Source organism: Pseudomonas vlassakiae (genome assembly GCF_014269035.2).
Taxonomy (GTDB): Bacteria; Pseudomonadota; Gammaproteobacteria; order Pseudomonadales; family Pseudomonadaceae; genus Aquipseudomonas; species Aquipseudomonas vlassakiae.
On the sequence record NZ_JABWRP020000025.1, the window covers coordinates 1 to 13222 of the forward strand.

Annotated in this window: 11 protein-coding genes; 8 read left to right on the top strand and 3 right to left on the bottom strand. The window is 63.8% G+C overall.

What is annotated here, in order from left to right:
* The 3 genes from HU738_RS23285 to HU738_RS23295 form a co-directional block, all read right to left on the bottom strand.
* Positions 1-790 (bottom strand): ATPase (locus tag HU738_RS23285; RefSeq protein WP_217871505.1); only part of this gene is annotated, 790 nt, incomplete at its 3' end.
* 87 nt (positions 791-877) lie between these two features.
* Positions 878-1873 carry an NAD-dependent epimerase/dehydratase family protein gene (locus HU738_RS23290; protein ID WP_054885085.1) on the bottom strand — a complete coding sequence of 332 codons (996 nt, stop codon included), beginning with the start codon at positions 1871-1873 and terminating at the stop codon, positions 878-880.
* Between the two features lie 45 nt (positions 1874-1918).
* The gene (locus HU738_RS23295) at positions 1919-2809 is read right to left on the bottom strand and encodes a LysR family transcriptional regulator ArgP (protein ID WP_176508348.1); all 891 of its coding nucleotides are present in this window, start codon (positions 2807-2809) and stop codon (positions 1919-1921) included.
* 90 nt (positions 2810-2899) lie between these two features.
* Here HU738_RS23295 and HU738_RS23300 point away from each other — a divergent pair, with 90 nt between their 5' ends.
* From HU738_RS23300 to HU738_RS23335, 8 genes are all read left to right on the top strand, one after another.
* On the top strand, positions 2900-3499 hold the full coding sequence (locus HU738_RS23300; RefSeq protein ID WP_186601281.1) for a LysE/ArgO family amino acid transporter: 600 nt from the start codon (positions 2900-2902) through the stop codon (positions 3497-3499).
* A 191-nt stretch (positions 3500-3690) separates the two neighbouring features.
* A complete protein-coding gene (locus HU738_RS23305) occupies positions 3691-4287 on the top strand; it encodes a superoxide dismutase (protein ID WP_186601280.1) in 597 nt (198 codons plus the stop codon).
* Positions 4288-4526: 239 nt separating this feature from the next.
* Complete coding sequence (locus tag HU738_RS23310; protein WP_186601279.1) at positions 4527-6578, top strand: putative bifunctional diguanylate cyclase/phosphodiesterase; 2052 nt, start codon at positions 4527-4529, stop codon at positions 6576-6578.
* Positions 6579-6737: 159 nt separating this feature from the next.
* Positions 6738-8075, top strand: coding sequence for an imelysin family protein (locus tag HU738_RS23315; protein WP_176508344.1), 1338 nt, complete (start codon positions 6738-6740; stop codon positions 8073-8075).
* Between the two features lie 178 nt (positions 8076-8253).
* Positions 8254-9681: a di-heme oxidoreductase family protein gene (locus HU738_RS23320; RefSeq protein WP_186601278.1), complete on the top strand. Its 1428-nt coding sequence runs from the start codon at positions 8254-8256 to the stop codon at positions 9679-9681.
* Positions 9682-9700: 19 nt separating this feature from the next.
* Positions 9701-10765, top strand: coding sequence for an imelysin family protein (locus HU738_RS23325; RefSeq protein ID WP_186601277.1), 1065 nt, complete (start codon positions 9701-9703; stop codon positions 10763-10765).
* A 2-nt stretch (positions 10766-10767) separates the two neighbouring features.
* Positions 10768-11865 (top strand): DUF1513 domain-containing protein, encoded by a 1098-nt coding sequence (locus HU738_RS23330; protein ID WP_176508341.1) that lies wholly within the window; start codon positions 10768-10770, stop codon positions 11863-11865.
* Positions 11866-12066: 201 nt separating this feature from the next.
* Positions 12067-13215: an efflux RND transporter periplasmic adaptor subunit gene (locus HU738_RS23335; protein ID WP_186601276.1), complete on the top strand. Its 1149-nt coding sequence runs from the start codon at positions 12067-12069 to the stop codon at positions 13213-13215.
* Positions 13216-13222: the final 7 nt, after the last annotated feature.

Consider the following 13222-nt stretch of genomic DNA (forward strand, 5'->3'; position numbering starts at 1 on the left):
TCTGAATCTGACTCTGCAAGGTATTGAAGTTGCGCGTGGTCTGCCCGCGGAACGCATCGAACTCCTGCACCGTTGCCCCACTCGATGACGCCGTGCGGTTTTCCATCTGGGTCTTGAGCACCAGCACATCCTGCTCCAGGCTTTCCACTGCAGCCTTCTGGTTGCCCTGCTTTTTCAATGCGGCCACTTCATCGCTCAGGCTCTTCAGTTGGCCATCGAGCTTGCCGCCATCCACTTGCCCCGACTTCAGCGCCGCCAACTCCGCATTCACGGCCTTCAACTGGGCCTGCAGTTGCGTCTGCAGCTCGGTCACCGCTTTCTGCTGCTCACGGGTATCGGCCAGCACCTGCTCCAGGCGCTTGCCCAGGTCACCCGCCTGCCCGGCCACACCTTGCTGCTGCTTGCCCTGCTCGGCCAGGCTGGCCTGCAACTGACGGATCTGCAGCTTCAATGCTTCACTGCCGGTGGCAGTCGATGACTCGCTGGCCTCGACCTTGCCGCTGATGGCCTGCAAACGCCCGGCAGCTTCTTCGCTGATCCGCGCGAAGCTTTCCTGGGTGGCCACCAGTTGCTGTTCCATCAGCGAGATCTGCTGAAAGCTCCACCAGCCCAGCCCTGCCAAAGCGATGAACGACGCGCCCAGCAATGCCCACAGTGGCCCATTGCTGGCGGGCCTGGCAACCTTTTGGCGGCTGCGCGAGACGTGCGCGGGCAGCAACTCGTCGTCATCGGGGGTACCCGCCCGCAAGGTGGGCACATCATCGAAATCGTCGTGGGCATCGTTACGCATAGGTGGCTTCAACCGCGGTGGTAGCAAAGAGACATGAGTATAAACCGCTCGTGCGGCGCACTGATGACCATCATCTGTCGATCGGGTTCACTGGCCCGGCGGTTGATGCTTCCACCAGGCACAGAATTCATCCAGCGCTGTCCACAGGCTGACCTTGGGCTGGTAATCCAGATATTGACGGGCGCGGCTGATGTCCAGGGTGAAGTCACGGCTCATGACCTGCATGCCCAGACGCGACAGAGTTGGCTGCGGGCGCCCGGGCCACAGCATGCAGGCGGCTTCGTTCAGCGCCGCAAGGCTGTAGGCCAGGCCGTAAGGGCGGTAGCGGGTAACCTGCGGCAGCTGCATCTGGCGCATCACGTAGTTGACCACGTCCCACAGCGGCAGCGGCTGGCCATTGCTGATGTTGTAGGCCTGGCCCAGTGCACGGTCTTCGGCGAACAGCGCGCTGAGCAGCGCCTCGTTGAGGTTGTGCACGCTGGTGAAGTCGACCTTGTTCAGGCCGTTGCCGATGATCGCCACACGGCCCTTGCGCTGCATCTGCATCAAGCGCGGGAAGATACTTGCATCACCGGCCCCGGTAACGAAGCGTGGCCGCAGCGCCAACACCTCCAGGCCGAACTCCTGGGCACCGAAGACTTTCTGCTCGGCGATATGCTTGGTTTGCGCATAGTGGTCGTGAAAACGACGCGGTACCTGGTCCTCCCGGATACCCAGGCGCGAACGCCCGTTGAAATAGATCGATGGCGACGACAGGTGCACCAGGCGTCGCACATGCTCCTTGAGGCAGCCCTCGACGACGTTTTCCGTGACCACCACATTGCCTTGGTGGAAGTCCTGGTAGCGCCCCCAGCTGCCCACTGCGCCCGCGCAATGCACCACCGCCTCGACGCCTTGGCACAGGCGGCGCGCCAGTTCAGGGTCACCCAGGTCGCCAGGGATGAACTGTGCACCACGTTTGACCAGGTGCTCCACGCCTTCGGCGCGCCGGCCGCTGACCCGCACAGCCAGGCCTTGCTCCAGGGCAAAGCGCGCAAAACGCCCGCCAATGAAGCCGCTCGCGCCGGTGACCAGTATTTGCATGTGTGACTCCACCTTGATTTCAGATGCAACAGACGCCAGCCACCGCTACAAGGGCACCAGCCAATGCCGTGCCGTGTGCCGCAGGTGTTCGGTCAGTTGCGCGAGCAGGTGCCCGCCGTTGCGCCAATGATGCCAGTACAACGGCACATCGATGGGGGTATCGCTGCAGATTTCCACCAGTTGGCCATTGGCCAATTGCTCACGAGCCTGCAATTCGGGCACCAGGCCCCAGCCCAGGCCGGCTTCGGTCATACGCAGGAAACCTTCGGACGACGGGCACAAATGGTGCAGGAAGCCATCCTCGATCCCCAGCGAAGCCAGGTAACGGTGCTGCAGGAAGTCGTCTGGCCCGTAGACGATGGCCGGTGTGCGGGCCAGCCGTTGCGCCGCGAAACCCTGCGGGAAGTGCCGCGCCATGAACCCAGGGCTGGCGAGCGCCCGATAGCGCATGGCACCTAGCGGCAGGCTGCGTGCGCCAGCCACCGGCCGCTCGCTGCCACACAGGCAGGCCGCCACTTCGCCCGCCCGCATGCGCTTGAGGCCAACCTCCTGATCTTCCACCACCAGGTCGGTGAGTAACTGATGCTCGGCGCAAAATGCCCCCACCGCACCGGCCCACCAGGTCGCCAGGCTGTCGGCGTTGAGGGCGATGCGCAGGCGTTCGGGCATGCCCTCCTCGTCCAGCGCCGGCACCTGGCGTTGCAAGTCACGTTCGAGCAGCCGTACCTGCTGCACATGGTTGAGCAGTTGCCGGCCGACTTCGGTCGGACTCGGCGGTGCAGCACGCACCAGCACCGGTTGGCCGACCCGCGCTTCGAGCAGCTTGATGCGCTGCGAAATGGCCGACTGAGACAGCCCAAGCACCTGCGCGGCACGTTCGAAACCGCCTTGCTCGATCACCGCCGCGAGGGCAGCCAGCAGCTTGTAGTCGAACATCGATTTTCCTAATGATGGATCAGCGTTATTTGTTTTTCTTATACAGCGTACCTCGCCACACTATCCAGCATCTTCTTTGGAGTAATTGCCATGTGGCAAAGCTATCTCAACGGCATGCTGGTGGCCTTCGGCCTGATCATGGCCATCGGTGCACAAAACGCTTTCGTCCTCGCCCAGAGCCTGCGCCGCGAGCACCATTTGCCCGTGGCTGCGCTGTGCATCATCTGCGATGCGATCCTGGTGGCAGCCGGGGTGTTCGGCCTGGCCACGGTGTTGGCGCACAACCCGACGTTGCTGGCGATCGCCCGCTGGGGCGGGGCAGTGTTTCTCATCTGGTATGGCGCCAAGGCACTGCGCAGTGCCTGTTCCAAGCAGAGCCTGCAACACCAGGAGGGCCAGGGCATGCGCTCGCGCCGGGCGGTACTGCTGAGTGCATTGGCGGTTACCCTGCTCAACCCGCATGTGTACCTCGACACGGTGCTGCTGATCGGTTCGCTGGGGGCTCAGCAGACTGTGCCAGGCGCTTATGTGGCGGGCGCCGCCAGCGCTTCGCTGGTGTGGTTCTCGACCCTGGCGATCGGTGCGGCCTGGCTCGCGCCATGGCTGGCGCGTCCAGCCACCTGGCGGATGCTCGACCTGATGGTGGCGGTAATGATGTTTGCCGTGGCGGCGCAGCTGATCTTCAACTGAGGGCCGCCGGTCGGCGGCCGCCAACCGCTCTGGAACCTCTATTCCCTATCTTTGTTGCGTGGTTATGCGTCGGGCCCGGTGCTATGATCCAGCCCTTGCGTCGCAAAGAGTACAAACTCGCCGACGTACATCGGGCCGCCCGTGATCGGCCTTGCGCAAACCGCAAACAGACCTGAATCAGGAGATCCACCATGGCTTTTGAATTGCCGCCGCTGCCGTACGCCCACGATGCCCTGCAGCCGCACATCTCCAAGGAAACCCTGGAGTATCACCACGACAAGCACCACAACACCTATGTCGTGAACCTGAACAACCTGGTCCCAGGCACCGAATTCGAAGGCAAGACCCTGGAAGAGATCGTCAAGAGCTCTTCGGGCGGCATCTTCAACAACGCCGCTCAAGTCTGGAACCACACCTTCTACTGGAACTGCCTGGCACCTAACGCCGGTGGCCAGCCGACCGGCGCCCTGGCTGATGCCATCAACGCTGCTTTCGGTTCCTTCGACAAGTTCAAGGAAGAGTTCACCAAGACTTCGGTCGGCACCTTCGGTTCCGGCTGGGGCTGGCTGGTGAAGAAAGCTGACGGCTCCCTGGCCCTGGCCAGCACCATCGGCGCCGGCTGCCCGCTGACCAGCGGCGACACCCCGCTGCTGACCTGCGATGTCTGGGAACACGCCTACTACATCGACTACCGCAACCTGCGTCCGAAGTACGTCGAGGCGTTCTGGAACCTGGTCAACTGGAAATTCGTTGCCGAGCAGTTCGAAGGCAAGACCTTCAAGGCCTGATTCAGTCAGCCCTGAACGAAAAGCCCGGCCCAGCGCCGGGCTTTTTCATGCCTGACAGTTTTCCTTCGAAGTCTTGCTCAGCGCGTAGAGCACGCTAACATCAACCGTCTGGAAGTTTGATGCCGCGCACTCAAGTTGCAGGGTCGGGCAACCGATACACTACCCAAGGTCGGCCGATAGTGTATTGCCAACGGTTAATGGCAAAATGATGTTATGCGCATGGATTAAGGAAAACCCCATTGAAGCTGGAATTGCGGAACAGCTTGTCGGTCAAGTTGCTCAGGGTCGTGCTCCTTTCGGCGCTGGCGGTCGGCGTCGTCCTCAGTTGCGCGCAGATCGTCTACGACACCTACAAGACCCGCCAGGCCGTCAATAACGACGCCCAACGCATTCTCGACATGTTCCGCGACCCCTCCACCCAGGCGGTGTACAGCCTCGACCGTGAAATGGGCATGCAGGTGATGGAAGGCCTGTTCCAGGACGAGTCGGTGCGCATGGCTTCGATCGGCCACCCCAACGAAACCATGCTGGCGGAAAAGTCCCGTCCGCTGCAGGACATGTCGATGCGCTGGCTGACCGACCTGATCCTCGGCCAGGAACGCACCTACACCACCCAACTGGTCGGCCGTGGCCCGTACAGCGAGTACTACGGCGACCTGAGCATCACCCTCGACACGTCGTCCTATGGCGAAGACTTCCTGGTCAATGCGGTGATCATCTTCATTTCCGGCGTGCTGCGCGCCCTGGCCATGGGCCTGGTGCTCTACCTGGTGTATCACTGGCTGCTGACCAAGCCGCTGTCGAAGATCATCGAGCACCTTACCCAGATCAACCCTGACCGCCCCAGCCAGCACCAGATCCCGCTGCTCAAGGGCCACGAGAAGAATGAGCTGGGCCTCTGGGTCAATACCGCCAACCAGCTGCTGGCCTCGATCGAGCGCAACACCCACCTGCGCCACGAAGCCGAGAACAGCTTGCAGCGCATGGCGCAGTACGATTTCCTCACCGGCCTGCCCAACCGCCAGCAGTTGCAGGCGCAACTCGACAAGATCCTCGCCGACGCCGGCCGCCTGCAACATCGCGTGGCCGTACTGTGCGTGGGCCTGGACGACTTCAAGGGCATCAACGAGCAGTTCAGCTACCAGGCCGGCGACCAGTTGCTGCTGGCCCTGGCCGATCGCCTGCGCGCTCACAGTGGCCGCCTGGGTTCCCTGGCACGGCTGGGAGGCGACCAGTTTGCCCTGGTCCAGGCCAATATCCAGCAGCCCTACGAGGCGGCAGAGCTGGCCCAGAGCATTCTCGACGACCTCGAACTGCCGTTCGCCCTGGACCAACAGCAAATCCGCCTGCGCGCCACCATCGGCATCACCCTTTTCCCGGAGGACGGTGACAGCACCGAGAAGCTGCTGCAAAAGGCCGAACAGACCATGACCCTGGCCAAGGCCCGCTCACGCAACCGTTACCAGTTCTACATCGCCAGCGTCGACAGCGAAATGCGCCGCCGCCGCGAGCTGGAAAAAGACCTGCGCGAAGCCCTGCCGCGCAACCAGCTGTACCTGGTCTACCAACCGCAAATCAGTTACCGCGACCACCGCGTGGTCGGCGTCGAGGCCTTGTTGCGCTGGCAGCACCCGGAGCTCGGCATGGTCCCGCCCGATCAGTTCATCCCGCTGGCCGAACAGAACGGCAGCATCATCAGGATTGGCGAGTGGGTACTCGACCAGGCCTGCCGGCAGTTGCGCGAATGGCATGACATGGGCTTCAGCGAATTACGCATGGCGGTCAACCTGTCCACCGTCCAGCTGCATCACAGCGAGCTGCCGCGGGTAGTCAACAACCTGCTGCAAGCTTACCGCCTGCCTCCGCGCAGCCTGGAGCTGGAAGTGACCGAGACCGGCCTGATGGAAGACATCAGCACCGCCGCCCAGCACCTGCTCAGCTTGCGCCGCTCGGGGGCGCTGATCGCCATCGACGATTTCGGCACCGGTTACTCGTCGCTCAGCTACCTGAAGTCGCTGCCGCTGGACAAGATCAAGATCGACAAGAGCTTCGTCCAGGACCTGCTCGACGATGATGATGACGCGACCATCGTTCGCGCCATCATCCAGCTGGGCAAGAGCCTGGGCATGCAGGTGATTGCCGAAGGCGTGGAAACCGCCGAGCAGGAAACCTACATCATCGCCCAAGGCTGCCATGAGGGTCAGGGCTATCACTACAGCAAGCCGTTGTCGGCCCGCGAACTGACCAACTTCCTCAAACAAGCCCAGCGCAATCAGGTCTCCGCGCTGTAAGGCTTGCCCCTCGATTTCGGCCCGTAACGCGCATTTGCATGAATTGCGCGCCAACCCCTTTACAGCAAATGCAAATCTTTCGCATGATGTTGTCGTTTCGCGTGCCACGGCGCACGGCCCAACCCCTTGGTCCAACCACACGACGCAGGAAAACCAACAATGATTCGTATGCCCCTGGCCTCCGCCAGTCTGCTGGCCATCGCCATCGCTCTCGCCGGTTGCGGCGAAGGCAAGGATGACAAGGCTGCCGCTCCGCAAGCTCAGGCACCTGCTGCGGCCAGCACCGCAGCGGCGGCGCCCGGGGCTGTCGACGAAGCGGCCGGCAAAGCCGTGGTCAAGCATTACACCGAAATGGTCTATGCCGTGTACAGCGACGCGCTGAGCACCGCCAAGACCCTGCAGACCGCCGTCGACGCGTTCCTTGCCAAGCCCAACGACGAAACCCTGAAAGCCGCCAAAGAGGCCTGGGCTGCCGCGCGCGTACCTTACCTGCAGAGCGAGGTGTTCCGCTTCGGCAATACCATCATTGATGACTGGGAAGGTCAGGTGAATTCCTGGCCGCTGGACGAAGGCCTGATCGACTATGTCGACAAGAGCTATGAGCATGCCCTGGGCAACCCGGCGGCCAGCGCCAACATCATCGCCAACACCGAGATCCAGGTGGGTGAAGAGAAGGTCGATGTCAAGGACATCACCCCTGAGAAGCTGGCCAGCCTGAACGAACTGGCAGGTTCCGAAGCCAACGTCGCCACCGGCTACCACGCCATCGAGTTCCTGCTCTGGGGCCAGGACCTCAACGGCACCGGCCCAGGCGCCGGCAACCGCCCGGCTTCCGATTACCTGGAAGGCAAAGGTGCCACCGGCGGCCACAACGACCGTCGCCGCGCCTACCTGAAGGCGGTCACCGAGCTGCTGGTCAAGGACCTTGAAGAGATGGTCGGCAACTGGAAGCCGAACGTCGCCGACAACTACCGTGCCACGCTGGAAGCCGAGCCGGTGGCCGATGGCCTGCGCAAGATGCTGTTCGGCATGGGCAGCCTGTCGCTGGGCGAACTGGCCGGTGAGCGCATGAAGGTCTCGCTGGAAGCCAACTCGCCGGAAGACGAGCAGGACTGCTTCAGCGACAACACCCACTACTCGCACTTCTACGACGCCAAGGGCATCCGTAACGTCTACCTGGGCGAGTACACCCGTGTCGACGGCACCAAGCTGACCGGCCCGAGCCTGTCCTCGCTGGTGGCCAAAGCCGATCCGGCTGCCGACGCCACCCTCAAGGCCGACCTCGAAGCCACCGAAGCGAAAATCCAGGTAATGGTCGACCACGCGCTCAAGGGCGAGCACTACGACCAGCTGATCGCCGCCGACAACGCTGCCGGCAACCAGATCGTGCGTGATGCCATCGCCTCGCTGGTCAAGCAGACCGGCTCGATCGAACAGGCAGCAGGCAAGCTGGGTATCGCCAACCTGAACCCGGACACCGCTGACCACGAGTTCTGATCAGCAGTTTCGGTGTTGAAAAGAGGCGGCCTTCGGGTCGCCTTTTTTCTGTGCGAGTCCATGAAAAGGCTGAGATTTCACATCCTTTTCACCCGGGTAATTGCAAATTGCTCTTATTCAAATTACGCCGGCCTGCTAAGCTTGCACGCCGGTTTTTCGTCCACGCCCAGGATTTTGCATGTCCTCGTCGCTGTCCCGACTCTCCCCTTTGCTGCTGACCCTCGCCCTTGCCGCCTGTGACGACGCCCCGCGTTTCACCCAGGCCGAGCCCGGCGAAGCGCTGTCTGGCGGCCAGGCAACAGTCCAGCGCGACGACCGCAAGGCATTTTCCCTGCCCTCGGCCAACCTCTCGGCCGAGCGGCGCCTGGATTTCGCCGTGGGCAACAGTTTTTTCCGCAGCCCTTGGGTGATCGCCCCGTCCACCACTACCGCACGTGACGGCCTGGGCCCGTTGTTCAACACCACGGCCTGCCAGAACTGCCACGTGCGTGACGGCCGCGGGCACCCGCCAGAGCCCGGCGACAGCAATGCCGTGGGCATGCTGGTGCGCCTGTCGATCCCCGATCAGCCTTACCTGGCCAAGGAGATCGAGCGCCTGGGCGTGGTCCCCGAGCCCACTTACGGCACCCAGCTGCAGGACATGGCCATCCCCGGCGTGGCGCCAGAGGGCAAGGTGCGGGTGAACTACACCACCCAGACCGTCACCTTCAAGGACGGCCACCCGGTCGAACTGCGCCGCCCGACCCTGCAGATCACCCAGCTTGGCTATGGCCCGATGCACCCCGACACGCGCTTCTCGGCCCGCGTCGCCCCGCCGATGATTGGCCTGGGCCTGCTCGAAGCCATCGCCGAAGCCGACATCCTGGCCAACGAAGACCCGGACGACCGCAACCACGATGGTATCCGCGGCCGCGCCAACCGGGTCTGGGACGACGCCCAGGGCAAGACCGTGATCGGCCGCTTCGGCTGGAAGGCCGGGCAGCCCAACGTCAACCAGCAGAACGTGCACGCGTTCAACGGCGACATGGGCCTGACCAGCCGCTTGCAACCGAAGGACGACTGCACCCCGGCCCAGGTCGACTGCCTGGCCGCGCCCAATGGCGACGGTGAAGGCGACGAGAAGGAGGTCAGCGACAACATCCTGCGCCTGGTCACGTTCTACACCCGCAATCTCGGCGTGCCGGCACGTCGTGACGTCGCCGCACCGCAAGTGCTGGCCGGCAAGAACCTGTTCTTCCAGGCCGGTTGCCAGGCCTGCCATATCCCGCAGTTCACCACGGCCGCCAACACCGCCGAAGCGGAGCTGGCCAACCAGGTGATCCGCCCCTACAGCGACCTGCTGTTGCACGACATGGGCCCGGGCCTGGCCGACGAGCGCACCGAATTCGCTGCCAACGGCCAGGACTGGCGTACCCCGCCGTTGTGGGGCATCGGCCTGACCGAAACGGTCAGCGGCCACACCCAGTACCTGCACGACGGCCGCGCCCGCAACCTGCTCGAAGCCGTGCTCTGGCACGGCGGCGAAGCACAGTCGGCGCGCGACCATGTCTTGACCTTCAATGCCGAGCAGCGCGCCGCGTTGCTGGCTTTTCTGAACTCACTTTAAAACGCGCAAGGAGCCGGGCATGTTCCGACCCAAACTGTTGTTCACCAGCCTCGCCGCACTCGCCTTGGGTGCCTGCTCGCCGCAGGACCCGCAGGCAGTGACTTCCGCCGCCATCGCCAAGCAGGTGATCCTGCCGACCTACAGCCGCTGGGTCGAAGCCGACCGCCAGCTGGCCGCCAGCGCCCTGGCCTACTGTGAGGGCAAGGAAAGCCTGGACACCGCCCGCGCCGATTTCCTCAATGCGCAAAAAGCCTGGGCCGAACTGCAACCGCTGCTGGTCGGCCCGCTGGCCGAAGGCAACCGCGCCTGGCAGGTACAATTCTGGCCAGACAAGAAGAACCTGGTCGGCCGCCAGGTCGAGCAGCTGGTCAATGGCGACAAGCCGGTCGATGCCGCCGCCCTGGGCAAGGCCAGCGTCGTGGTGCGCGGCCTTTCGGCTTACGAGTACATCCTTTTCGACAGCAAGCCGGACATCGCCACTGCCGAGCAGAAGGCCCGCTATTGCCCGCTGCTGGTCGCCATTGCCGATCACCAGAAGGCCCTGGCCGAGGATATCCTCAAGACCTGGAACAGCACCGACGGCATGCTGTCGCAGATGACCAAGTTCCCCAACCAGCGCTACGCCGATTCGCACGAGGCGATCGCCGACCTGCTGCGCTCCCAGGTCACCGCCCTGGACACCCTGAAGAAGAAGCTGGGCGCCCCCATGGGCCGCCAGAGCAAGGGCATCCCACAACCGCTGCAGGCCGAAGCCTGGCGCAGCCACTCCTCGCTGAAAAGCCTGGAAGCCACCCTCAAGGCCGCCCAGGCGGTGTGGGTCGGGGTCGACAACCAGGGCCTGCGCAGCCTGCTGCCCAGCGATCAGAAACCCCTGGCGCAGAAGATCGACGACGCCTACGCTACGGCGCTCAAACTGCTGGCCGACAACCAGAAGACCCTCGGCGAGCTGCTGGCCGACGACGCCGGGCAGCAGACCCTCAATCAGATCTACGATGCGCTGAACGCCGTCCACCGCCTGCACGAAGGCGACCTGGCCAAGGCGCTGAACATCCAGCTGGGCTTCAATGCCAACGACGGTGACTGATCATGCTGCGACGCCAGGCCCTCAAACTCGGTAGCGTATTGCTCAGCGCCCTGACCCTGGGCGGCTGGAGCCTGCTGCGCAACAAAGGCAGCGAACCCTTGCTGTTGTCGGCGCGGGACGATGGCGACGGCAAGCATTACGCGGTCGGGTTCCGCCTGGACGGCACCCAGGTGTTCAGCACCCAGGTCGCCCAGCGTTGCCATGCCATCATCAACCACCCCGAGCTGCCGATCGCCCTGTTCGTCGCCCGTCGCCCCGGTACCGAAAGCTACCTGGTCGACCTGCGCGATGGGCGCTTGCTGCAGACCATCACCTCGCAACCAAACCGCCACTTCTACGGCCATGCGGTGATCCACAAGGGTGGCGAATGGCTGTATGCCACCGAAAACGACACCACCGACCCAGGCCGCGGCGTGCTCGGTGTGTACCGTTTCGAGGGCGAGCGCCTGGTGCACAGCGGTGAGATCCCGACCCATGGCATCGGCCCCCATGAGGTGGCCTGGCTGCCGGACGGCGAAACCCTGGTCGTGGCCAATGGCGGTATCCGCACCGAGGCCGAGAGCCGGGTCGAGATGAACCTCGACGCCATGGAACCCAGCCTGGTGCTGATGCAGCGCGACGGCACCCTGCTGAGCAAGGAAACCCTGGCCCAGCAGATGAACAGCGTGCGCCACCTCGCAGTGGGCGACGATGGCACCATTGCCGCCTGCCAGCAGTTCATGGGGGCTGCCGACGAGACCGCCGAGCTGCTGGCGATCAAGCGCCCGGGCGAGCCGTTCAAGGCCTTCCCGGTGCCGGAGCGCCAGCTGCAATCGATGGCCCAGTACACCGCCAGCGTCGCCATCCACAGCGACCTGCGCCTGGTAGCGCTGACCGCACCGCGGGCCAACCGCCTGTTCGTCTGGGACCTGGACAGCGGTGCGGTGAAGCTCGATGCACCGATGCCCGATTGCGCCGGGGTCGGCGCGGTCAAGGACGGATTTGTCGTGACTTCCGGGCAGGGTCGCTGTCGCTTCTACGATTGCCGCAAGGCCGAGCTCATCGGGCAACCGATGAACCTGCCGTCCGGGTTCTGGGACAACCACCTGCATCTCGTCTGATACTGCTGCTGCCTGAGCCGGCCCTTTCGCGGCTGAAACCGCTCCTACAGAGACCGCGTAAACCCTTTGATTGCGCGGTCGAAGGGGCGGCACAGGCAATCCCCTCACCCTTCTGCAATACTTCCTCCATCCGCACGTGGGCAGGGTCGCCCGTTGTCGTGTTTGACCGAATAACAATCACGCCTCCAAGGAACCGGACTTATGCTACGCCGCCGCATGCTCATCATGTTGGCTGTCGTTCTGTTGATCGTGCTGGCCCTGGGGGGCTACAAGGGCTTCTCGATCTACCAACAGATCCAGATGTTCTCTGCGCCCAGGCCGCCCATCACCGTTGCGGCCGCCCCGGCCGAACAGCGCCAGTGGCAGGAGCGCCTGCCTGCAGTCGGCAGCCTCAAGGCGCTGCAAGGCGTCGAACTGAGCCTGGAAGTGGAGGGCATCGTCAAGGCCTTGTACTTCGACTCCGGGCAGAAGGTCAAAGCCGGGCAACCCCTGCTGCAGCTCAACGACGACCAGGAAACCGCCCTGCTCGGCACTGCCCAGGCCGACCTGGGGCTGGCCAAGGTCGACTTCGGTCGCGGCAGCCAGCTGGTCGGTGATGCCGCCATCTCCCGCGGTGAATTCGATCGCCTGTCCTCCCAGTACCGGCGCAATCAGGCGGTGGTTGAACAGCTCAAGGCACAGAAGATCAAGAAAAGCATCAACGCGCCGTTCAGTGGCACCATCGGCATTCGCCAGGTGGACATCGGTCAGTACCTGGCCGCCGGGACGGTGATTGCCACCCTGCAGGATTTGTCCAGCCTGTACGTCGACTTCAACGTCCCGGAGCAGGCGTTGCCGCGCCTGAGCCTGGGCCAGCAGGTGCTGGTGCAGGTGGCCGCCTACCCTGGCCAGACCTTCCCGGCGAGCCTCAGCGCGATCAACCCCAAGGTCGATGAGAACACGCGCAACCTGCTGGTTCGCGCGACCCTGGCCAACCCGGACGACAAACTGCTGCCAGGCATGTTCGCCAACCTGCTGATTCTGCTGCCCGACCCGCAACCCCAGGTGGTCGTGCCGGAAAGTGCAATCACCTACACCCTCTACGGCAACTCGGTGTACGTCGCCACGCCGAAGCAGGACCAGGACGGCAACCCCGCCACCGACGATAAGGGCGAGCCACAGCTCAGCGCCGAACAGCGCACCGTACAGACCGGCGAACGCCGCGATGGGCTGGTGGTGGTCAGCAAGGGCCTCAAGGCCGGGGAGCAGGTGGTCACCGCCGGGCAGCTCAAGCTGACCCCTGGTGCGGCCATCCGCATTGGCCAGGACAGCGTGCTCAAGCCCGAACAGGGCGCACCGCGCAGCGACTGAGCAGGAG

Excerpts from the sequence above, each read along its gene's own strand:
- HU738_RS23290 (WP_054885085.1), bottom strand. The coding sequence starts at position 1,873 with ATGCAAATACTGGTCACCGGCGCGAGCGGCTTCATTGGCGGGCGTTTT.
- HU738_RS23295 (WP_176508348.1), bottom strand. The coding sequence starts at position 2,809 with ATGTTCGACTACAAGCTGCTGGCTGCCCTCGCGGCGGTGATCGAGCAA.
- HU738_RS23300 (WP_186601281.1), top strand. The coding sequence starts at position 2,900 with ATGTGGCAAAGCTATCTCAACGGCATGCTGGTGGCCTTCGGCCTGATC.
- HU738_RS23305 (WP_186601280.1), top strand. The coding sequence starts at position 3,691 with ATGGCTTTTGAATTGCCGCCGCTGCCGTACGCCCACGATGCCCTGCAG.
- HU738_RS23315 (WP_176508344.1), top strand. The coding sequence starts at position 6,738 with ATGATTCGTATGCCCCTGGCCTCCGCCAGTCTGCTGGCCATCGCCATC.
- HU738_RS23320 (WP_186601278.1), top strand. The coding sequence starts at position 8,254 with ATGTCCTCGTCGCTGTCCCGACTCTCCCCTTTGCTGCTGACCCTCGCC.
- HU738_RS23325 (WP_186601277.1), top strand. The coding sequence starts at position 9,701 with ATGTTCCGACCCAAACTGTTGTTCACCAGCCTCGCCGCACTCGCCTTG.
- HU738_RS23330 (WP_176508341.1), top strand. The coding sequence starts at position 10,768 with ATGCTGCGACGCCAGGCCCTCAAACTCGGTAGCGTATTGCTCAGCGCC.
- HU738_RS23335 (WP_186601276.1), top strand. The coding sequence starts at position 12,067 with ATGCTACGCCGCCGCATGCTCATCATGTTGGCTGTCGTTCTGTTGATC.